The sequence below is a fragment of the Streptomyces sp. NPDC004667 genome, assembly GCF_040609475.1.
Taxonomy (GTDB): Bacteria; Actinomycetota; Actinomycetes; order Streptomycetales; family Streptomycetaceae; genus Streptomyces.
Window position 1 is genome coordinate 24,945 of record NZ_JBEXKC010000031.1, and the last position, 21,080, is coordinate 46,024.

Consider the following 21,080-nt stretch of genomic DNA (forward strand, 5'->3'; position numbering starts at 1 on the left):
CCGGGGCTTCCTCCCCACCGTCAGGGCGCGCCGCAGTCGTCCGTTCCTGGTCCGGGCACGCGCCGGTCGCTACAGTCCAGGCGTGTCCTCTCAGCCCTCTCCGTCCGACTGGCACTTCCTGATCGAACGCCGGGGGTGGGTCTGGTGGATGCCCATCGTTCTCGTCCTGCTCGTTCTGGTCGCGGACGTGGCCGTGCAGGGGCGTGAACCGGTGAGTTTCCTGCTCACCGGTGTTCCCCCGCTGGTCTGCGCGACACGTGGTCCCAGGGCGACCGCTTGGTCGGTGGTCGGCTGCCTGGGCCTGCAGATGCTGATGGCAGCGGGCCGTCCCGGCCACTTCGGCGAGCAGCACCACCTGGCCCTGTACACGGCCACCCTGTGCGTCGGCGCGGTCAGCGTCCTGCTCGCCCACCAACGGCAGAGGACCGAGAACCACCTGACGCAGGCGGACACCGTGGCCGAGGCGATGCAGCGGGCACTGCTGCGCCCGGTGCCGCCGGCGCTCGCCCACGTACGCGCCGCCGGGTACTACGCGGCGGGCGAGGGCGGCACCCTCGTCGGGGGCGACCTGTACGACATGTGCGAGACGCCGTTCGGCGTCAGGGCGCTCATCGGCGACGTCCGCGGCAAGGGGCTGGACGCCGTACAGACGGTTGCCGCGGTCCTGGGGAGTTTCCGCGTGTCCGCACACGAATGGCAGGACCTGCCCGTCCTGGCGGACCGGCTGGAGCTCAGCATCGCCCGCAACAGCCCCGGAGCGGGTGCGGGCGATCCCGAACTGTTCGTGACGGCACTGGTCATGGAGTTCGCCGAGGACAGGGTGCGCGTCGTGGACCGCGGCCATCCGCCGCCGGTGGTCGTCGGGCCCCACGGAGCCCGCCGCCTGGAAACCGCCCCGGCGCTGCCGCTGGGGCTCGGCGACCTTTCCCCCGGCCGGGTCGCGATGACGGAACACACCCTGCTGCCCGGCGAGGTACTCGTCGTGTACACCGACGGCTTCAGCGAGGCGCGCAACACCGACGGTACGTTCTACCCCGTCCTGCGACGCCTCGGGGAACACTTCTCCAGGATGCCACCGTGCCCCCGGCAGGTGGTGTCCTTCCTGCGGGCCGACACGGAGGCCTGGTCGGCCGGATGCGAAGCCGACGACCAAGCCGTCCTCGCCATCGAACTGATCCGGCCGACGCCTGGCCCGACGACCCCGACGAGTTCATCACCGGTGCCGACTGATCTTGCTCATTGATCGATTGCCGGGCATCCCCCCGGCGAATCGGCTGATCGGGGGAGCGTCTTGGGCGTGCTGGTCGGGTTCCTTGGGAGGCGGGGCCGAACCGCCGGCCGGGGTGTCATGGGATCCGGCGCGATGAGCAAGGGTGCAGGCAGTGATACAGGCGTTGCGGGCTGGTGGTCTGTTCGACGGGACGAAGGCGCTCGGTCCCGGCATGGTGCTGGTCGAGGACGGCCGGATCAAGGACGTCGACGTGACCGGAGCCCAGGCGCCGGCGGGCGCCGAGACTCTCGATTTCGGCGCGGACGCGTGGATCCTGCCGGGACTGATCGACACCCATGTCCACCTCGCCTTCGACGCCGGCGACGACCCGGTTGACCACCTGTCGCGATCCGATGACGGCAGTGTGCTGACGCGCATGTTCCAGGCCGCCGGACGCGCCTTGGAAGCAGGGATCACGACGGTCCGTGATCTGGGCGACCGCGGCTACCTGACGGTGAGGCTGCGCGAGGAGATCGGCTCCTGCCCACAGGCGTGGCCCCACATCGTCGCCGCGGGCCCGCCGATCACCACCCCGGGCGGCCACTGCCACTTCCTGGGCAGCGGGGTACGGGGACGCGACGCGCTGATCGCCGCGGTCCGGGAACGCCATGAGCGCGGCTGCGACGTGGTGAAGGTCATGGCCAGTGGCGGCGGGATGACCCCGGGCACCCACATGCACCTGCCCCAGTACCAGCCCGAGGACCTGCGGGCCGTAGTCGACGAGGCGCACCGCCTCGGCATGACGGCCGCCGCGCACGTGCACTCGGCCGAAGCGATCGGCCAGGCCCTCGACGCGGGGTTCGACACCCTCGAACACCTGACGTTCTTCACCGAGCACGGCCCCCGCCCCACTTCCGACCTCGTGGAACGGATCATCGACAGCGGCACGACGGTCAGTCTCACCGTGGGGAGCGTGCCGGGCGGGCGGCTTCCCGCCTCGATGGCCGACTCGTGGGCTCTGCTCTATCCCACCTGGGCCCGACTCCACCGCGCGGGCGTCGCGATCACGGCGGGCACCGACGCGGGCATCTGTCCGGCCAAGCCCCACGACGTCCTCCCGTACGCGGTGGCCGAGCTCGCGGGCCCGGTCGGCATGGCACCGAACGCGGCCCTGGCCGCCGTCACGTCGGTCGCCGCGGCCGCCTGCGGGCTGGCCGGGGTCAAGGGCTCCCTCAAGACCGGAGCGGACGCGGACCTCCTGGTCGTCGGCAGCAATCCCCTCCTCGACCTCACCGCCCTGCACGACGTCCGCTCCGTCTACCGCGCCGGACACAACATCGACCCCGTCGGCATCCTCTGCTGGTGACCGATCCTTCGTGCTGCGATCAATCGATCCGGCCTCAGCTCAGCCCGGCGTAAAGGGCTCCGTGGCCGTGGCCGTGGCCGTGAGGCGGCCGTAGTGCCGGTGTGACGCGCAGTCGTCTAAGAAGCAGCGAGGGTTTTCACTGTGCTGTCCCAGGCCATCTCGGTACTCAGCTGGGTGAGGCAATCGAGGTCGTCGTCCTGAAGGGTGGTCAGGGTGTTCGCGAGCGTGATGGCGCCGGTGCCCAGGTCGCTCCAGAGGTAGCTCGCCCAGGCTGCGAGCTGGTCCTCGTTGGCCAGCCTTCCGGCACGCTGTGGGTCCGACTGGAACGTGTCTACCAGGCCGGGTATGGCTTCGAGTGCCGCTCGCAGGCCGCCGTATTCGGCCCAGGAATCCGAGCTGAGCATTTCCTTCACGTAAGTGAGCGCTTGCGGGTCCAGGTTTGAGAGCTCCTGGACGGCTGTGCGGCAGTTCTCCGAAAACGTGTACCCGTAGATTTCGATGTGAGTTGGTTCCACGGTACTTCCTGTTCTGATTGTCCAGCCTTGGTCATACCCGATACCGCCACATTGCCTGCGGTGCCGCTCTTTTGCGGCAAGAGCCCTTGACCTTCAGTGAGAGGAGTGGGCGGGCTCAACTACTCTACTTACCGGACCTCGAAGGCGAATCCCTCTTCAGGCGTCTCATCGGGAAGAAACAGATGCCTCGATCACGCTCCCTGACCACGAAATTGAATGTGTGATGTCGGCCAGGCGGCCGTCGAACAGGTCAGCCCGGCCATGGACACCCGGCACGGGCCCCGGACCACCGGGGTGCGGCCCCCGCGTCCCCGGCTCCGAGGTCAAACCGATGGGCAGGGGCGGGGTGTTCCCGTTTCTCAGAGGCGGTAGAAGGCGACCGCGTTGTCGTGGAGGACGGCGTCGAGGCAGTCGCCCGCCGCCTCGGCCAGGAGGTCGAGGTCGGTGTCCTCGAAGGGGCGGCGGGCCCGGGTGGAGGGCAGGTCGGATCCTGCCATCAGCGCGGTCGGGTCCACGTTCAGTACGGCTCGGACCGTGCTGACGACATCGAGATCGACCCGTCCGAAGCCGGTGGCCTTCACCCGTACGCCCTTTTCCACCAGCGCCAGCAAGTGGGGCAGACCGTCGGCGTGCAGGCCCAGGTGGTCGATGCTCACCGCCGGCAGTGCGGCCAGGGTGGGGGACAGCTCGGGAAGGTCACGTGCGTCGACGTAGAGCTCGGTGTGCATGCCCGCCACGGCGTGCACGCGCCGCGCCAGCGTGTCCAGGTGTTCCAGGGCGGCCGATCCGCCGCGTCGGAGGTTGAACCGCACCGCGCGCACCCCACGCTGCCCGAGCAGGGCGATCTCTTCGTCGGAAATGTCGTGAGGGATCTGGGTGACGCCGACGAAGCCGGCCCCGAGCTGGGTGAGTGCGTCGAGCAGATAGCCCTGGTCGAAACGCTGGAAGGATCCGGAGACGACCGCGCCGCCGACTACGTTGAGCTCTCGGGTCCGCTCCCTGTACTGCCCGGCCGGGAACTCTTCGGGCAGGAAGCCGTTGTTCTCGAACAGCGGGAAACGACGGTCGATCACGTGGAAATGGGCGTCGAAGAAGGGACGGCGAGTGGTCACGATGTTCCTCCGGTGGATACGTGGGCCGCCGGAAGCGGCCGGTGGGGGCGTGTGGCGGGGGAGCGCGGCACCCACCGTCAGGGATGAGTCCCCGGAGCGCTCTGCCGGTGCCCGAGACCGCGCAGGCGTGTTTCGGGAAGGAAGCGGATGCAGACGATGGAGACGAGCGCGGCGACGCTCATGTACACGCCCACCGCGAACGCCCCGAAGGAGTCCTGCAGGCGGGTGGCGATCAGAGGCGCACCCGCCGCGCCGAGCACACCGCCGAGGTTGAAGGCGACGCTCGCGCCGGTGTAGCGCACGCGTGCGCCGAACAGCTCCGGCAGATAGGCGCCGATCGGGCCGTAGGAAAGGCCCGTGACGAAGTACAGCCCGCTGATCGCCCCCGCTATCAGAAGGATCTGCCCGGTGTCGAGGAGCGGGAACACCACCAGGGCGTACGGTACGGTCACCGCCGATCCGATGAGGAGGACCCGGCGACGGCCGACACGGTCCGAACGGGTGGCGGAGAACCAGATTCCGGCCGCGAACGCGGCACAGCCGAACAGTGAGACCGCCAGCATCGTGCTTCGCGGGATCTTCAGCGTCCCCGTGGCGTAGGACAGGCAGAAGGCGGACGCCGTGTAGAAGGTGCAGAACACGACGACCATGGCACCAGCGCCGAGGAGGAGCTCGCGCGGGTGCTTGCGGAGCACCTCCAGGACCGGAGTCCTGCTCAGCTCGCCGGCCCCGGCCATCTCGCGGAAGACGGGAGTCTCCGCGACCTTCCACCGCACGACGAGTCCCACCATGGTGAACAAGAAGGACAACAGGAAGGGAATGCGCCAGCCCCATGCGGCGAACGCGGATTCGGAGACGGTGGAGGAGATGATCCAGAACACCCCCGTGGCCGCGAACAGGCCGAGCGGTGCGCCCAGTTGGGGCGAGGAACCGAAGCGGCCGCGCTGTTCCTCCGGAGCGTGCTCGACGGAGAGCAGCGCGGCCCCGCCGAACTCGCCGCCCAGCCCGATGCCCTGGACCAGTCTGAGGGCGATGAGGAGGGCGGGTGCGGCGGTGCCCCACTGGGCGTAGCCGGGCAGCAGGCCGACGCAGGCGGTCGACAGACCCATCATCAGGAGCGATATGACCAGGACGGCCTTGCGTCCCAGCCGGTCCCCGAAGTGGCCGAACAGCATCGAACCGAGTGGCCGGGCGACGAAGGCGACACCGAAGGTGGAAAACGACGCGAGCAGGCCGCTCGTCGCCGAGAGGTCGGGGAAGAAGACGTGGTTGAAGACCAGCGCGGCGGCCATCCCGTAGATGTAGAAGTCGTAGAACTCGATGGCGGTGCCGAAGAGGCTGGCCGCGGCGATCCGGTGCATGTGTCCCGGGTGTCCCGTACCGGTTTCCATGGGCGAGGGCGCGAGGTCCCTCACGGAGTCGGTCATGTCCTTCGTTCCCTTCACGGGGCGTGCCGGCCCAACTGCCCGGCCCGGAAACGGTAGCGAGGCGGGCAGATGTGGTTCATCCACCGATCGGGGGCCCGGGCGGTGTGTCCCTGCCCTCGTGGCGTGGAGTCCGGCAGAGCATGCGCGCCCCTCCCACTGCTGAGCAGGTCATACAGCGCAGGGTCGGGGCTCAGCCGGGCTCATGCCCGTGACAGCTCTTCGACGGCGAAGGCCGGCTCGACCGACTCGCCGCCGTGGCCACCACCGGCGCCGGCGGCTGTCATCAAGCCGGGCAGGTGTGGGCGAGGGCCTGGTCGAGGCCGCTGCGGTGGATGGCGTCCAGACCCATGGCCTGAACGGCAGTTGCCTTCGTCCGCTCCAGCAGCACATCGCAGTCGGGGCGGGACAGCAGGGGCTGGGCCTGCTGGATGGCGGTGAGCAGCCGGCTGTCGACGCGGTCCAGGACGGGGCGGACCTGGGTGGCGAGGTCGGGGCGGCGTGTCGGTTGCTCCGCGGGGTGTTCCTGCCACTGTGCGTAGAGCGCGCGCTGGACGTCCTTGTTGGCAGCGATCTGAGCCTTGAAGATCCGCTGGACAGAGGCCCGGTCGATCCCGAGTTCCGCGGCCCGGGCGGTTGCCTTGTCCAGGACGATCTTCTCGCGGGCAGGGTCGTCGATGGGCTGGGGGGTACCCCATTTCGCCGCGGCCACCGTGTCCGCGGTCATCACGCGCTCAGCGGCGAGCCGCACGAGCGTCCCCAGCGCTTGCTCGGCCTGCGGGCTGCTCGACCCCGACGGGCCGCCGCCCGGGGTCCGGGAGGTGCCGCAGGCCACGAGGGCGGCTACTCCGGCAATGGTCAGGGCCAGCACGGCAGCCCGCATTCGGATAGTGCTCACGAGAACCACTATCCGTTCCTGTCGGCCGTGGCACACCACCCGATCGGACGACTCGCGGGTGTACCCGGGGAAGGCGGGCGGGTCCCCCGGCAGCACCCCGGTACGCCGACCGGGTCGTCGCGGCAGCACGCCAGTCGGATTCCGCCTCCGCCGCCACCGGGAGTCCGAACGGCCCGCATCCCCGAGCGGCCGACCGCCCGCCATCCGACCTCGGCGTGCCCCGCGCATCCCCCGTCGGCGAGCCGTGCCCCGGCCGGCGCAGGCGTGATGGTGTGCGGCGGAACCGAACGCCGAGCCAGGGAAGGGGTAAATCCTGGCCAAGTCGGAGTGGGTGAATCCGGTGCGACACGCCGCTGACACATCGGCAGAACCCTTGTGCGGCAGACGTCTTGACGAGCCCATGGGACGGCGGCGCGGCTTGTTCGATTGGCCGAGTGTTGACGTGCGACGGCTGAACCGCTGATCGGTCGACGGGGTCTGTGCAGGCGTGCGGTCTCCGTTCCCAACGGCAGGCCGTGTAAACGGAACCCGCGAAAACGAAGGCCCTGCCCGTGTCATCACTTCCCTCCGGCCGTCACTTCCAGCCGCGTCCGCAGCCACGCCGCGGCCCCCGCGACGGCGCCCACTTCCCCGGTGCCCCCGCCCACCCACCGCGCACCCTCCTCGACATCTTCGACGCCACCGTCGCCGCGCACCCGCGCTCCCCCGCCCTGGACACCGGGGAACGGGTCCTCGACTACCGGCACCTCGCGGCCGAGGTGGACGCCCTCGCGGCACGGCTGCGCCGGGCCGGCGCCGGGCCCGGCGACCGGATCGGCCTGCGCGTCCCGTCGGGCACCGCGGACCTGTACGTGGCGGTGCTCGCGGTGCTGCGCTGCGGGGCGGCGTACGTGCCGGTGGACGCCGACGATCCGCAGGAGCGGGCGGAGACGGTCTTCCGTGAGGCCGGGGTCTGTCTGGTCCTCGGGGCCGGGACCGCCATCGGCCCCGGGGTGGTCCCGCCCCTCGGGCACCGGATGGGACCCGGTATCCCGTCAGCCGCGGGCCGGGCGGTCGAACCGGGAGACGATGCCTGGATCATCTTCACCTCCGGATCGACGGGCGCCCCCAAAGGGGTGGCGGTCCGTCACCGGAGCGCCGCCGCCTTCGTCGATGCGGAGGCCGGGCTGTTCCTGACGGACCGGCCGCTCGGCCCGGGAGACCGGGTACTGGCCGGGCTCTCGGTGGCGTTCGACGCCTCCTGCGAGGAGATGTGGCTGGCCTGGCGGCATGGCGCCTGCCTGGTACCGGCGCCACGGTCGCTGGTCCGCGCCGGTCACGAACTGGGTCCCTGGCTGGTCGAACGGGGTGTCACCGTCGTCTCCACGGTGCCCACTTTGGCCGCGCTGTGGGCGCCCGAGTCCCTGGCCCGGGTCCGGCTGCTGATCGTGGGCGGAGAAGCCTGTCCCGCTGAGCTCGTGGACCGGTTCGCCGTGCACGGGCGCGAGATGTGGAACACCTACGGCCCCACCGAGACCACCGTCGTCGCCTGCGCGGCCAGGCTGCGCCCCGGCGAGCCGGTACGGATCGGGCTGCCGCTCGACGGCTGGGACCTGGCGGTGGTGGACGAGGCCGGCGAGCCCGTCGCGTACGGGGAGGTGGGCGAGCTGGTCATCGCGGGCGCGGGGCTGGCCCGCTACCTCGACCCCGTCAAGGACCGCGAACGGTACCGGCCCAGCCCGGCCCTGGGCGTCGACCGGGCGTACCGCACCGGCGACCTGGTGAAGGCCGACCCGGCGGGCCTCGTGTTCGCGGGCCGAGCCGACGACCAGGTCAAACTCGGCGGACGGCGGGTGGAGTTGGGTGAGATCGATGCCGCGCTGTCCGCACTGCCCGGGGTGCTCGGAGCCGCTTCGGCGGTCCGGGAGACCCGGGCCGGCGGGCGGGTCCTCGTCGGGTACGTGGTGCCCGGCCCCGGGTACGGGCGGGAGCGCGCCCGCGACGAGCTCATCCGGCGTCTGCCGGCCGCGCTGGTGCCCGTTCTCGCCGAGGTGCCCGAGCTGCCCACCCGTACGTCCGGCAAGGTGGACCGGGACTCCCTGCCGTGGCCGCTGCCCGCCGATACCGGACCGGCGGCCGGGCTGACCGGGACGGAGGCGCGGCTGGCGGACCTGTGGGAGGACCTGCTCGGCACCCGCCCGGGGCCCGCCGACGACTTCTTCGCGCTCGGCGGCACCAGCCTGGGCGCGGCCCGGCTGGCCTCCGCGCTGCGCCCGGGGCATCCGGGCATCTCGGTGGCCGACCTCTACCGCAGGCCCGTACTGCGGGACATGGCGGCCCACGCCGACACGCTCGTCGCGGGCCGGGCTGCCCGCCCGCCGGTCCGTCCGGTCCCGCGCCGGGCCGGCCTCGTCCAACTGCTGTCGCAGATGGTGCTGTTCGGGGTCACCGGTCTGCGCGGTGCGGTCGCCCTGGCGGGTGTCGACAACGTGCTGGGCCTGCTCGCCCCGCACGCCTGGACCCCGTACACCCCGTGGTGGTTCGTGGTGACCGGGTGGGTGGTGCTGTTCAGCGCCCCCTCGCGGTTCGTCCTGGGCACCGTCGCCGCACGGCTGTTGACCCGGGGGGTGCGCCCCGGCGTCCACCCCCGGGGCGGCCGCACCCACCTGAGACTGTGGACGGCCGAGCGGGTCGTGGCGGCCTTCGGGGTCCCGGCGCTGCTCGGCACCCCGTGGGCCGCCCGGTACGCCCGCGCGCTCGGCTGCACCGCCGGACCGGGAGCCGCCCTGCACGCGATGCCGCCGGTCACGGGGCTCGCCGAGTTCGGCGCCGGATGCTCGGTGGAACCGGAGGCCGACGTCTGCGGATGGTGGCTCGACGGAGACCGCCTCGTGATCGGGGCCGTCCGGATCGGCGCGGGCGCGCGGGTCGGCCACCGCGCGACGCTGATGCCCGGCGCCGAACTGGGCGAGGGCGCCGAACTCGCCGCGGGGGCCTGCCTGACCGGCCGCGTCCCGGCGGGCGAGAGCTGGCACGGCTCCCCGGCGCGACCCCGTCGCGCCGACGCCGAAGGCACCTGCGGTGCTCCGGGCGACCGGCACGACCTCAAGGACGCCCCGGGGGACCGGTCACGGCAGCGCCGCCCCTGGCGGGCCGCGTACGCGCTCTCCCTGCTCCTCCTGCCCCTGCTGCCGGTCATCGCGGCCCTCCCGGTGCTGATCGGCACCTACCGGCTCATCCGGGACTGCACCACGCTCGGCGAGGTCGCGTTGCGGCTGGTGCTCGCGGCCCCGGTCTCCGTCATCGTGACCACCCTCTGCTGGATCGGGCTGATCACGCTGGTGGTCCGCGTACTGGGCCGGCGCATCACCCCCGGCAGCCACCCGGCCGACGGCGGCGTGGCATGGCGGGTCTGGCTGGTCCACCGGATCCTCGACGGCTGCCGGGGCGGCCTGTTCCTGCTGTACGCCAGCCTCGCCACCCCGCTCTGGCTGCGCCTGCTGGGCGCGCGGGTCGGCCGGAACACCGAGATCTCCACCGTGCTCCCGCTGCCTTCGCTGCTGCGGGTCGACGACGAGGCCTTCCTCGCCGACGACACCCTGGTCGCCCCCTACGAGCTACGGGCCGGCCGGATGCGCCTGGGCACCGCGCGGGTCGGACGCCGGGCCTTCGTGGGCAACTCGGGCATCGTCGGCCCCGACCGGTACGTGCCGGACGGCGCACTGATCGGCGTGCTCTCCGACGCCCCCGCGGACGCCGCTCCCGGTACCTCCTGGCTGGGCCGACCCGCGATCGAGCTGCCGCGCACCGCGTCCGCCGGAGACGCGAGCCGCACCTTCGCCCCGCCCCGGCGGGTGGTCATGGCCCGCGCCGCCGTCGAACTGTGCCGGCTGGTACCGCTGGTCTGCGGGCTGCTGCTGGCCGAGGGCGTGCTCCTCGGTGAGCAGGACGCCCTGGGGGTCGGCGGACCGTTGTTGGCGGCGGCGGTCGCGGTACCGCTCCTGCTGGCCGCCGGGGTGGCCGCGGCGCTGACGACGACCGCCGCCAAGTGGCTGCTGGTCGGCCGGTTCCGGGTGACCGACCAGCCGCTGTGGAGTTCGTTCGTCTGGCGCAACGAGCTGTACGACACCTTCGTCGAATCCCTCGCCGTGCCGTGGCTGGCCGGGCCCTTCAGGGGCACCCCGGTACTGAACTGGTGGCTGCGCACCCTCGGGGCGCGGATCGGCCGGGGCGTGTGGTGCGAGACGCACTGGCTGCCGGAGACCGATCTGGTCACGGTGGGGGACGGGGCCAGCGTGAACCGGGGCTGCGTGCTCCAGACCCATCTGTTCCACGACCGCATCATGCGCATGGACACCGTGTGCCTCGACGCGGGTGCCTCGTTGGGCCCGCACAGCATCGTGCTTCCGGGCACCAGGGTCGGGGCGCACACCTCCGTGGGGGCTTCGTCCCTGCTGATGCGGGGGGAGACCGTCCCCGCGGGCACCATTTGGGCGGGCAACCCGGTGGCGGGGGTCGCGACGGCGGCAGAGGAGGGCGGGGCGTGACCGGCTCGGCCGAGGACCGCCCGGCCGGGGAGGGGACGGCCGGGGACGCGGCGGGCGGGCGCACCCCCGCCGGGTGGTGCAGCAGGCGCGGCCTCCTCGCCGCGCTGGGCGCGGTCCCGCTGGCCGCGACGGCGGCGGCATTGACCGGCGACGGGCGGCGGCGCCCCGACGGACCGGACCCCACCGCCACCCCACCGCGCTACTTCCCGGACCACGGCTCGGACGGACACCGCACGCTCGGCTACGACCTGCGCCTCGCCTACGACCCCGAGGACGCCCGGCTGAAGGGCCTGGCCCGGATCCGGGGCGTGGCTTCGGCCCGGGCCCACGGGATCACCCTGGACCTGGCGGGACGGCTCGCGGTGGAGTCGGCGCGGTTGGACGGAGGGGCCGCTCAGGTCCGCAGGCACGGCAGCCGGCTGGTGCTCTCGGGGCGGCGGGCGCTCGCGGAGGGCCAGACGTTCACCGCCGAGGTCCGGTACGGGGGCCGGCCGGCTCCGGTGAACGGGCCGTTCGGGCCGATCGGCTGGGACCGGACGGGCGACCGGTACGACGGGACGCTGGTGGCCTCGCAGCCCTTGGGGGCCCCGTCGTGGTTCCCCTGCAACGACCGGCCGGACGACAAGGCCGCGTACCGGTTCGCGATCACCGTTCCGGCCGGTCACCAGGCCCTGGCCAACGGCGTCCCGAGAGGTCGTGTGGAGAGCTCCGGGGGCACCTGGTGCTGGACGTACGACCACCCCTGGCCGATGGCGTCCTACCTGGCCGCCGTCTACACCGGCCGGTTCGTCACCGAGGGGGACGAGGTGACGCGCAACGCCTTCCCCGAGCACCTGGCCGAAGCGGCCCGGCACGATCTGGCCCGCCAGCCCGAGATGATGCGGCTGTTCGAGGAGGCGTTCGGCACGTATCCGTTCGCCACGTACGGGGCGGTGGTCGTCGACGCGGACCTCGGCGCCCCCGTCGAGAACCAGACCCTCTCGGTGTTCGGCCGCAACCACGTCGACGGGCGGCGCGGCTGGGAAACCCTGGTCGCCCACGAGCTGGCCCACCAGTGGTTCGGGAACAGCGTCGGGATCAGGGACTGGCGGCACATCTGGCTGAACGAGGGCTTCGCCACCTACGGCGAGTGGCTGTGGTCGGAGCGGTCGGGCGAGGCCCCCGCCGACGAGCTCGCCCGCACGACCCGGCGGCTGCTCGCCTCGGCCCGCCAGGACCTGCTGATGGCGGACCCCGGCCCCCGGTCCGTCTTCGACGACCGCGTCTACACGCGGGGCGCGTGCACCCTCCACGCGCTCCGCCTGACCGTCGGGGACGAGGACTTCTTCAAGGTCCTGCGATCGTGGCACGCCGACCACCGGGGCGGGGTCGCGGACACCCCGGCGTTCCTGGCCCACGTCGACCGCATCACGGGGTCGACCGGGGGGAGCACGGCCCTGCGCCCCTGGCTCTTCGACAGACCCCTGCCCGCCTTCCCGCACCCCCCGCACGCCCCGTGACTCCGGCCCCCGGACGCACGGCCGGGGTCGTGGCCCGAGCCTGGAAGCCCTCCCCGGCGCGGGCCACGAGCCGTCACTGCCCGACGCCTCCCGAGAGCAGCTCCGCGATCTCCTCGTTCCTCGCCCGGGCGTCCTTCGCGTCCTGGGAGTCCTTGGCGGCCGGCGAGGTGACCTTCCAGTCCGGATGGTTCGGCATGGGGGGTGTCTTCGTCCCCGTCAGCCATGCTTCGAGGAAGGCCTTCACGCCTTGGCCGGGGACCACCCGGCCGGCGACGGCGATGTAGTCGTCGGTGGTGGCCGACTTGTCCTTGTACGTTTCGAGGAAGGTGCGTTCGATGCGCCGGAAGGCCGCGTCGCCCACCTTCTCCCGAAGTGCGTAGAGGGCGAGGGGGCCGCCGAGGTAGGCCTGATTGCTGCTGAGGGACTCCTGCGTCGGAGCGGCGACCGGACCGTACTTCTGACGGTAGAGGTCTCCGTTCTCGTACACGGCCTTCATCGCGGCTTCCATGCTGTCGCTCTTGCCGTCGTTGGTCGGCCACCCGTTCGCGAACCGGTAGAGCAGGGCGTAGTAGCTGGCGTGGCCTTCGCTGAGCCAGTTGTCCGACCAGGTCGCGGGGGTGACACTGACGCCGAACCACGAGTGCACCAGTTCGTGCATCATGTGCGACGCCACTGCGGGAACCGGCTGCTCGGCGAGGTAGGAGGGGTCGTAGAGGGTGAGGGTCTGCGTCTCCAGACCGGAGAACCCGAACGGCTTCGCGCTGTCCGTGGCGAGCGGCATGACGCCGTACGTTTCCAGCGGGAACGGCCCCAGCTCGTCGACGGCCCACTTCATCTGCTGCGGCGTCAGCGCGAGGACCTTGAACTTCCCTGCCTCCCCCCGCGGTACCACGTCGCGTATCGGCACACCGTCGGTCTTCCCGAGGCGATCCGTCCGGTACGGGCCGACCGCGATCTGGACCAGCTCCGTGGCCATCGGGTGTTGGGTCCGGTACGTGTACGTCGTGTACCCGGCACGGGCAACCGGCTTGCCCACGGGCAGCCCGTTCGCGATTCCGATGTATCCGCTCCGGTCGGGCACCGCCACGTGGATGGTGAACCCGGCCTTGTCCGAGGGCACGTCGTTGCAGGGGAAGACCGTATGAGCGGCAGCGGGCTGCGCCGCCACGGCGAAGCCGTGCGTCGTGTCCGCCCAGCCGGTGACCGTGCCCGCCGCACGCGGATCGACCCGGTAGCGGACGTCCACCGACATCCGTGTACCGGATGCCACCGGGCGGGAGGGAGAGACAGTGAGCTTTCCACCACCGGTACGGAACCGCGCGGGCTTGCCATCGACCTGGACCGAGGCGATGTCCAAACCGTAGGCGTCCAGGTCGAACGTGCGCAGTCGCTCCGAAGCGGTGGCTGTGATCAACGCGTCCGCATGGACCGGCGTGCGCGCATCCTGCGGCTCGTAGCGGAGGGACAGGTCGTAGTCGTTGACGCGGTACCCGGCATTTCCCAGACTCGGGAAGACCGTGTCACTGCTGCTGGGCGATTTCACCTGCGCCGCCTGGGCGACGGCGGGGGCGACCAGGGTGGCGGCCAGGACCATGGCCGCCGTCGCGGCGACCTTCGCGTGGTGTCTCTTCATGGGGGTTCTCTCCGAGGGGAGGGCAGACAGTGCTCGTGGTCGAGTCCGGAGCGGCCGAATGCGGCAGAACCCGAGCGTAGGGAGCGGTGACCACGCCTGACACAGCCGATCGGCGGAGCCCGGGGCGGAGCCCCCCGAACCGATCGAGGGCCTCCGCGCCACCGATTGGGCACGACTCCCGACGCCGCATCGGGCCGACCGGCTGGTGCGGGGCGGCGTCCGGCGACGGTGCGCGTGTTCGCCGGCCTGCTCCGGGTCGCACGGGCTCTCCGGCAGGTGCACGGAAACCCGCACCACAGCGTGTGAGAGACCGCGGCGGTTCGAAGGGATGGCGAGCCCCGTGCCAACGACAGGCCGGATGCCCGGAAGGGCAGACATGCGGCTTGTGTAGCGGTATATGCCGCTAGCCGACCTATGGTCGGCTCATGACTGAGCGTATGCAGGAACCGACGTTGCTCGTACTCACCGCCCTCGCCGATATGCCCCGGCACGGTTACGCGATCATGCAGGAGGTGGCGGTCATTTCCGCAGGACGCGTGAACCTGCGGACCGGAACCCTCTACAGCGCGCTCGACCGCCTCGTCCGGCAGGGGCTGATCACGACGTCCGCGCAGGAGATCGTGAGCGGAAGGGCCCGGCGCACCTACGCGCTGACCCCGGCGGGCCGCGACGCGCTCGCCGCCGAAGCGCTGCGCTGGCATTCCACGCTGAACGCGGTCACGCACCGGCTGGCCGCCCCCGCTCCCGCCTCCCGCACGGCCATGGGCAGCCTCGCATGACCCAGCTGATCGCCCTCTTCCCGAGGAAGTACCGGCAGGCGCACGGTGAGGAGATGGCGTCCCTCTACGCCCTCTCCACCGAGCGCGCCGGATCCGCTGCCCGGTTCCGCGAGGCGCTGGACCTCGTCGCGCACGCGCTGCGGACACGCCTGGGGGTGACCTCGGCGCACCGTGTGGGGCCTGTCATCGCGTTCGCTCTCCCGTTCCTGCTGGTGACTCTGGCCGGACAGCGGGTGGCCGGTCTGCCGGACCTGTTGCGTGCGGGCGGATCGGCGGGCTTCCCCGGTTCCTGGTGGCTGGCCGCGGGCGTCCCCGTCGCCCTGACAGCGGCAGCGGTCTGCACGGTGATGGGACGGTGGCGCTCCGCACGGCTGCTCGTCGCCGCGTTCGCCGCCCTGTACGTCCTGACACGAACGCAGACCAGTGTCCCCGGGGGCGGGGTCGAGCCGGCCGACCTGCTGACGGCCGCGGTGCTGCTCCTCGCACTCGGTTCCCCTCCCGACCTCCAGCCCCTCTCCCGCTCCACCCGGTTCACGCTCGGCTGCGTGGCGGCCGGAGCCGCCGTGGTGCAGGTGCTCGCCTTCTACGGGCCCACCAACACCGGCCTGTGGCGAGTTCACCCCGCCGCCGCCATGGCGACCGTCCTGGCCATCGCGCTCGCCGTCAGCGCGCTGCGGGACCGGTCCGTGTCCCCGACGGTCACGGCCATCTTCCTCACGGTGGTCCTGTGGTCGGCTTCCGCCCTCCTCGGACCGATGGGCAACAGCTGGAACGTCTACGCGCCTCTGGCGGTCGCCGCCGCCGTCACCGCGGCGGCAGCGGTCCCGGCCCGGCTCCGGCCCCGGACCACCGGACACCGGCCGTGAAGGGGGAGCCGTGTTCAACCTGATCGAGGAACTGTTCAACCCGGGCCGCAGGCACACCGATGAGGAACGCGAGCGCCGGGAGACGACCCGCATCGACACCACCGATGCCGACCCGGGAACCGGCCCGATAGACCTCGACTCCGGGCAGGTACGCATACGCCTGACCACCGACCCGCAATAGAACACGGCACGGCGCAAGGGCACCGGGGCTGCGCTGTGTACGGGACCAGCGTGCTGTGCGCCGCCTCGCCGTCGCCCGGACCGACGATCCACAGGTGCTCGCCTTCCCCGCGGTCCGTGCCCCCGTAGCGGCCCCGGCCGCGAGCCCGCTCCCGGGCGACCGCTCGCCGGCTTCGGCCCCCGTCGGCCGGTACGTGGCGGTGGGCCTGCTTCCGAGTGCGGGTATCGCCGTCAGTCGGAGTCGAGCTGCCGGACGGCCTGCGTGAGGTCGCACAGCAGGGCTCGGGCGGCGGTGATGTCGGCTTCGGGGATCCGGGCGCCGATGCGGCGGTGTGACGCGTGTGCCCGTGTGGTGATGGCCTGGAGCACCCGGCGGCCCTCCGGGGTGAGGGTGAGCAGGGGGGAGGTGCGGTGGTCGGGGTTGGCGGTGAAGGCGGCCAGGCCCTCCTTGGTGAGCTCATTGGCGATGCGCTGGACGTTCTGGCGGGCCACCCCGAGGCGACGGGCCGCGCTGGGCACGCTCACGGGCTGCTCGGAGACCGCGCTGAGGACCTGCCAGCGCGCCTGGGTCTGTCCTTCCGCAGCCGCGATGGCCTCCCCGGATCTGCGCAGTGCCCCGGCCGCCTCGTAGATCTCGGCGACCAGCAGCGCCATCTCGTCGGACATGCTCACACCCTCCAGATTGACATCATGATGTCTAGATGGAAACCTGGTGTCATCTTAGCGGGTCTGATCGACCTCGGGCAGACCCGACCCACCACAAGGAGCATGTGATGAGCACCGCGATCGAGAACCTGAAGGCGGCCCTCGAGCGGGCGGCGGCCGTCCGTCCGCGGGTCGGAGGATTCCCCTACCTCGCCGAGGCGCTGCGTCAGGCAGGCGTGAGCGCGGTCCGCTGTACCGTGCCCGCGGGCATCAGCGTCTACATCACCGACGCCGGGCCCGTGGTCACCCGGACCACGCCGATCCTGGAAGGCATGGCGGACATCGCGCCCTGGGACGAAGAGGCCCTCACCGCGGCGATCAGGGCCGATCAGGCGGGCAGGACCAGCTACCCGGAATTCATCGACGGCTGCTGGAACGCCGGCGTCCTGCACTACGAGGTCGACCTCAACGCCCGCACCTGCACCTACAACGGCGCCCTGGGCGACGCGTACACCGAGTCCTACCCGAGCGTCAGCATCTGAGCCGAAGAGCACCACACGCCGTCGGCTCCGCACGCACTGCGGGCTCCCTCACCGGCGGGCAGAAGCGCGTCCAGGAGCTCGCCGACCGCCAGCAGCTCCTGCTTCGCCTTGCCCTTTCACGAGTACGTCCAGGACGGCGGTGACCTCCTTCTGGTCGTCCGCGTACGCGGGAGGCGAAAGGGAGAGCACGGACATGGTCGAGGCGTCGAGGAGCGCGCTGAGGCCGACGATTCGGCGGTAGGTGCGGGGCGGCATCGTTCGCCGTCGCCCGGCGGCCCGGCGGTGTCGGGGTGCTCAACCGGTTGCCGGGGCACGGATGGGGACGCCGACCTGGACGACGGTGCCGGTCGGATGGTTCCGCCGGATCGCGAAGGTGCCGCCCGCCTCCTCCAGCCGAAGGCGCTGCGCCGCCATGCCGATATGCCCTTGGGACAGCCGCTCGTTCCGTGTCGCATGTGACATCGACGGTGAACTTCCCCCGCTGCGCGCACTGTTGGGCAAGCTCCTGTAGTGCCTGCCGGAGTCCGGCCCTCTCCAGCACCGCCGGATGCAGTTCGGTGACCGAGGAACGGAGCTGGCGCGCGGCATCCAGCAGCACCCCTTCGGCCCGGTCGATCGCCTCGTGCCCACTCTCCTGAGCCAGCTCGTCAAGATCCAGACGGGCGGACAGCACGCTCTGCAAAGGGCCGTCGTGCAGGGCTTCGGCGAGATCCCGACGGTCCCGGTCGACGAGGGAGGGAGTGGTCGCGAGCATGGACGCCCGCCGATGCGCGAGCCGGACGATGCTCCGTGCCCGGGACTGCTGGATGTGGGAGATGAGCACCGAACTCATGCTGACGAGGGCGATGGTGATCGTGTTTCCCACGGTCAACCCGATGTTCGGGGCGGCGTGGAGATGACCCAGGAGGGAGGCGGAGAAGTAGAAGACGGTGGCGATGGCCGCGCCCGTGTCATGGCCGGCTTTTCGACGTTCTCCGGCAACGAGGCTGGGGGCGAGGCCTGAGGAGTAGGCCGGCTCCACCGGCCGACCTGATCTCCCCTCCGGTCAGGGCTCCGGGCGCGGACATTCATCCGCCCCATCGGCCGGTCGGTGGAGCGAACAGGATCGTCAAACTGCACGGTTGCGAGATCAGCGGGACCCACGCCTACCACAGGGGCACCTCCGTCACATTCGCGGCATGAACCCCTGTGTCCACACTCCGGGGGGCACCTCACCTCGCGTTGCCACCGCCCCGGTCGGCTGTTCGCCGGCCGGGCCGGTGGCATGCGGTGGGTGGAGCATCTGGCCCTGCGGAGGACGCGCTCGCCACGACTAAAATCATTCCTTGGCTTCTCCGTACCTGGCATACGGTTGGCGACTGTACGCCGCCCAGAGCCTGTCTCCCATGCTGAAATGCCACCATTCAGCCGGATAGTTCACGAAACCAGCCCTCGTCATTGCGTGGACGAGCACGGAGCGGCGCCTGCCGACTTCTTGCGGGACTCTCGCCTTAGTGGCCGTTGCAGGGGTAAACTCCTGCACCTCGGTGCCCATCCACAGTTCGCGGCCGCTGCGATCCGCCAGAGTCAGATCGATTGCTCCGCCAGTCTGATGGCCATTCACGCTCCCCTGGCTTGGGTCGGCTACCAAAAGACCAGTCAGGCGTCTTATTTCCTCGGGTCGAGCAAGTGGGTTCTCGGCTTGAACCTTCTTTCGTGCAAGCTCCCAGAGTTCCTCCTGCCTTTCGCGGCTCCGGAATGCTTCCACGACTAGCAGCTGATTCCCCTGAGGAAGGAACGAGTTTGCTTCTCGCAGAGCATTCGCGACAGAGCTTCGCGCCCGCTGGTCGACCGAAATGCGTCCATCGATACCGAAAGGCCCGTCGCCGAGGTCGATGAGGGGCTCACCGGACTCTCTGACAGGAACGTGCCGTATGTAGTAATTAGGGAGCAAGGGTCGCAATCCCACCCGCCAAAGGTGGTAGTTTGCCGTGACCCTCCAGGTGCGCGATCCGTTCACGACCCGGCGTACCAGCCCCCGTGCATTTCCATCAATATCTCGTCGTGTCGCCCCCCTCCTTCCCGGCGACTTTCCGTGTAGCGTCCACATTCATGGAAGCCGGCATTCTGATAAAGAGAGATCGCGTGCAGGTTGGAGGCGGAGACGCTGAGGTGCACGGAATACAGATCCAGTTCTCCGAACGCCCATTCGAGCATCAGCCGGGTTGCCCTGCCGCCGTGCCCCTTGCCGCGCGCGCTCCTGTCTCCGATGGCAATCCGGAAGATCCCCACCCGGTGCCGACCTCGAACGAAAATGCCGGAATATCCTACCGGACTCCAGGTCCCATCGGGCTCCTCCCCCAATATGATCCACGTATCCTTCAGGTGGGAATCCACGTATCGCTTCCCGTCTTCCGTCGTAAACGGACGCGAATCAATATCTCCCATGTTCAGATAAACGGCCGATTCGTTCATCCACGAGGTTACGAGCGGTGCATGTGATGAATTGAGGGGGGCTAGTGCAGTAGGCCCCATCCGCATTCGAATGTTTTCCGGCCCGGGGCTGTCCGATCGTCCTGCCGTAAGCTTGTCCTGAGTGAGCATGGATCTTTCCTCCTTGGTTTCATTGAGTGCAATACCACATTCAAGTGTCCAGTCGGCGCCCGCAATCCACTAGTACGCATGGGCAAAGAAACGTGCACCCGTCGATCCCGGTCGGCTCCAAGCGCCGGGCACGGCTCGAGCGGCGCGGACTTCCGTGAATCCGAAGGGCCGGCAGCCTTGAGGGTCAGCCGGCTGTGCCACACGGCCACCGTGTTTCGGGAAGCGGAGGGTGCGCCGATCTTGGCGCCGAGAGGCAATGGGGCGGCCGCCGGGCGCATACAGCGGGATTTCGGTGCACATGGCCAAGGCGGTAGACCCGACCTGATCAGCACGGCAACCGGCCTGCCGAACGACGAGCTCGTGGCCTCGACGAACAGGCCATCGACGCGATCTGGCCGATTGTCCGCATCGGCCTGCTACGGATGAACCGGATGGTGTGCCCGATCGGCTGCACCAGGCCCCGGTGCGCTTGCTCCAGGAAGTTTATGAGAATGTGCCTCACCCCTCCGGTCCGAACCTGACGGCGCCATGTTCACACCGATGCCCGTATGGATGCTCTCGGAGCTGCCGCTGCCCCACTTCTTGTTGAAGGAACGTGCCATGTTCGCACATGATCCAACCCGCTGCCCTGCGTCGTCCAGGAAGTACGGTCATGTCTGATCCCGACCTTCAGCAGGCCTTCTGCAACGCTCTGCTCCGATTCGAAGAGCTCGCCCGGGAATTCACCAGGGAGAATCTCGAACTGGAACGGGTCGTCCTGCACTCCGGACAGGCGGGGAGCGGCCGAGCGGCGAACACGTTCAAGGTTCCGGAGTCCACGATGACGCGGCAGGAGGTGTGGCGGGTTAAGTTCCTGCTTCTCGACATCGTCTACGGTGAGCCCTCATCCGCCATGACCCGGATCACCAGCGACCTCACGAGCAGCCGGGGGTATCTGTACAACGTCTGGAACCTGGTGCTCCACCTCAAGAACACCGAATTCGATGGGCCCCGACCGTCGGCGGGGACCATAGAAGCGGTTCACGCGGCGATCGCCGCATACGGTTTGGGGCAGTTCAAGCCGAACGTAACGAAATGCCTTGCCCTGTGGACCGGTGTTCCCGAAGCGGAGCGAGCACTCCTGTCGGGCGATGTGACGAATGCGCTGAACGGAGTCATCGCTCGGCTGCGCGCGCTGGAAGCCTCCTTTTCCGACGTTGAGTACAACACGTGGGCTCTCGTCCACCGGAACGGATCCGCCGCACGATGACGGCTCCGGCCCGCCGGCTCTGCCGGAGGCCGTGTCACAGCCGGCGGATGAGG

Annotated in this window: 18 protein-coding genes; 10 read left to right on the forward strand and 8 right to left on the reverse strand. The window is 70.5% G+C overall.

What is annotated here, in order from left to right; translation table 11 throughout:
* Positions 1 to 82 precede the first annotated feature (82 nt).
* On the forward strand, positions 83 to 1,243 hold the full coding sequence (locus ABZW32_RS19170; RefSeq protein WP_356217369.1) for a PP2C family protein-serine/threonine phosphatase: 1,161 nt from the start codon (positions 83 to 85) through the stop codon (positions 1,241 to 1,243).
* A gap of 130 nt (positions 1,244 to 1,373) precedes the next feature.
* Positions 1,374 to 2,576, forward strand: coding sequence for an amidohydrolase family protein (locus tag ABZW32_RS19175; RefSeq protein WP_356217371.1), 1,203 nt, complete (start codon positions 1,374 to 1,376; stop codon positions 2,574 to 2,576).
* A gap of 116 nt (positions 2,577 to 2,692) precedes the next feature.
* Here the strand turns inward: ABZW32_RS19175 and ABZW32_RS19180 are convergent, their stop codons facing one another.
* From ABZW32_RS19180 to ABZW32_RS19195, 4 genes are all read right to left on the reverse strand, one after another.
* Positions 2,693 to 3,091 (reverse strand): hypothetical protein, encoded by a 399-nt coding sequence (locus ABZW32_RS19180; protein WP_356217373.1) that lies wholly within the window; start codon positions 3,089 to 3,091, stop codon positions 2,693 to 2,695.
* A gap of 359 nt (positions 3,092 to 3,450) precedes the next feature.
* On the reverse strand, positions 3,451 to 4,203 hold the full coding sequence (locus tag ABZW32_RS19185; RefSeq protein WP_356217375.1) for an amidohydrolase family protein: 753 nt from the start codon (positions 4,201 to 4,203) through the stop codon (positions 3,451 to 3,453).
* Positions 4,204 to 4,280: 77 nt separating this feature from the next.
* Positions 4,281 to 5,630: an MFS transporter gene (locus ABZW32_RS19190; RefSeq protein ID WP_356217376.1), complete on the reverse strand. Its 1,350-nt coding sequence runs from the start codon at positions 5,628 to 5,630 to the stop codon at positions 4,281 to 4,283.
* A gap of 283 nt (positions 5,631 to 5,913) precedes the next feature.
* A complete protein-coding gene (locus ABZW32_RS19195; RefSeq protein WP_356217378.1) occupies positions 5,914 to 6,525 on the reverse strand; it encodes a chorismate mutase in 612 nt (203 codons plus the stop codon).
* Positions 6,526 to 7,193: 668 nt separating this feature from the next.
* On the opposite strand from ABZW32_RS19195, the gene ABZW32_RS19200 reads away from it, so the two are divergent.
* Together ABZW32_RS19200 and ABZW32_RS19205 are read left to right on the forward strand one after the other, a co-directional pair.
* Positions 7,194 to 11,051 (forward strand): Pls/PosA family non-ribosomal peptide synthetase, encoded by a 3,858-nt coding sequence (locus ABZW32_RS19200; RefSeq protein WP_356217457.1) that lies wholly within the window; start codon positions 7,194 to 7,196, stop codon positions 11,049 to 11,051.
* Positions 11,048 to 12,550, forward strand: coding sequence for a M1 family metallopeptidase (locus ABZW32_RS19205; protein WP_356217380.1), 1,503 nt, complete (start codon positions 11,048 to 11,050; stop codon positions 12,548 to 12,550). The genes ABZW32_RS19200 and ABZW32_RS19205 overlap by 4 nt, the downstream gene beginning before the upstream one ends.
* 73 nt (positions 12,551 to 12,623) lie before the next feature.
* On the opposite strand, the gene ABZW32_RS19210 is transcribed toward ABZW32_RS19205, so the two are convergent.
* Positions 12,624 to 14,183, reverse strand: a complete 1,560-nt coding sequence (locus ABZW32_RS19210; protein WP_356217382.1) for a M1 family metallopeptidase — start codon at positions 14,181 to 14,183, stop codon at positions 12,624 to 12,626.
* 425 nt (positions 14,184 to 14,608) lie between these two features.
* Here ABZW32_RS19210 and ABZW32_RS19215 point away from each other — a divergent pair, with 425 nt between their 5' ends.
* From ABZW32_RS19215 to ABZW32_RS19225, 3 genes are read left to right on the forward strand one after another with little or no spacing between them, the layout of a single operon-like run.
* Complete coding sequence (locus tag ABZW32_RS19215; protein WP_356217384.1) at positions 14,609 to 14,962, forward strand: PadR family transcriptional regulator; 354 nt, start codon at positions 14,609 to 14,611, stop codon at positions 14,960 to 14,962.
* Positions 14,959 to 15,828 carry a hypothetical protein gene (locus ABZW32_RS19220; protein WP_356217386.1) on the forward strand — a complete coding sequence of 290 codons (870 nt, stop codon included), beginning with the start codon at positions 14,959 to 14,961 and terminating at the stop codon, positions 15,826 to 15,828. The genes ABZW32_RS19215 and ABZW32_RS19220 overlap by 4 nt, the downstream gene beginning before the upstream one ends.
* Before the next feature lie 10 nt (positions 15,829 to 15,838).
* A complete protein-coding gene (locus ABZW32_RS19225; protein ID WP_356217388.1) occupies positions 15,839 to 16,009 on the forward strand; it encodes a DUF6191 domain-containing protein in 171 nt (56 codons plus the stop codon).
* Between the two features lie 230 nt (positions 16,010 to 16,239).
* Here ABZW32_RS19225 and ABZW32_RS19230 read toward each other — a convergent pair whose 3' ends face one another.
* Positions 16,240 to 16,674: a MarR family transcriptional regulator gene (locus ABZW32_RS19230; protein ID WP_356217390.1), complete on the reverse strand. Its 435-nt coding sequence runs from the start codon at positions 16,672 to 16,674 to the stop codon at positions 16,240 to 16,242.
* A 107-nt stretch (positions 16,675 to 16,781) separates the two neighbouring features.
* Here ABZW32_RS19230 and ABZW32_RS19235 point away from each other — a divergent pair, with 107 nt between their 5' ends.
* Positions 16,782 to 17,195: a DUF1398 family protein gene (locus ABZW32_RS19235; protein WP_356217392.1), complete on the forward strand. Its 414-nt coding sequence runs from the start codon at positions 16,782 to 16,784 to the stop codon at positions 17,193 to 17,195.
* Between the two features lie 547 nt (positions 17,196 to 17,742).
* On the forward strand, positions 17,743 to 18,198 hold the full coding sequence (locus ABZW32_RS19240; RefSeq protein ID WP_356217394.1) for a hypothetical protein: 456 nt from the start codon (positions 17,743 to 17,745) through the stop codon (positions 18,196 to 18,198).
* A gap of 315 nt (positions 18,199 to 18,513) precedes the next feature.
* On the opposite strand, the gene ABZW32_RS19245 is transcribed toward ABZW32_RS19240, so the two are convergent.
* Both ABZW32_RS19245 and ABZW32_RS19250 read right to left on the reverse strand, forming a co-directional pair.
* The gene (locus ABZW32_RS19245; protein WP_356217396.1) at positions 18,514 to 19,284 is read right to left on the reverse strand and encodes a M15 family metallopeptidase; all 771 of its coding nucleotides are present in this window, start codon (positions 19,282 to 19,284) and stop codon (positions 18,514 to 18,516) included.
* A complete protein-coding gene (locus ABZW32_RS19250; RefSeq protein WP_356217397.1) occupies positions 19,191 to 19,778 on the reverse strand; it encodes a GNAT family protein in 588 nt (195 codons plus the stop codon). Before ABZW32_RS19250 ends, ABZW32_RS19245 begins: the two co-directional genes overlap by 94 nt.
* Before the next feature lie 652 nt (positions 19,779 to 20,430).
* Here ABZW32_RS19250 and ABZW32_RS19255 point away from each other — a divergent pair.
* Complete coding sequence (locus tag ABZW32_RS19255) at positions 20,431 to 21,027, forward strand: hypothetical protein (protein ID WP_356217399.1); 597 nt, start codon at positions 20,431 to 20,433, stop codon at positions 21,025 to 21,027.
* Positions 21,028 to 21,080: the final 53 nt, after the last annotated feature.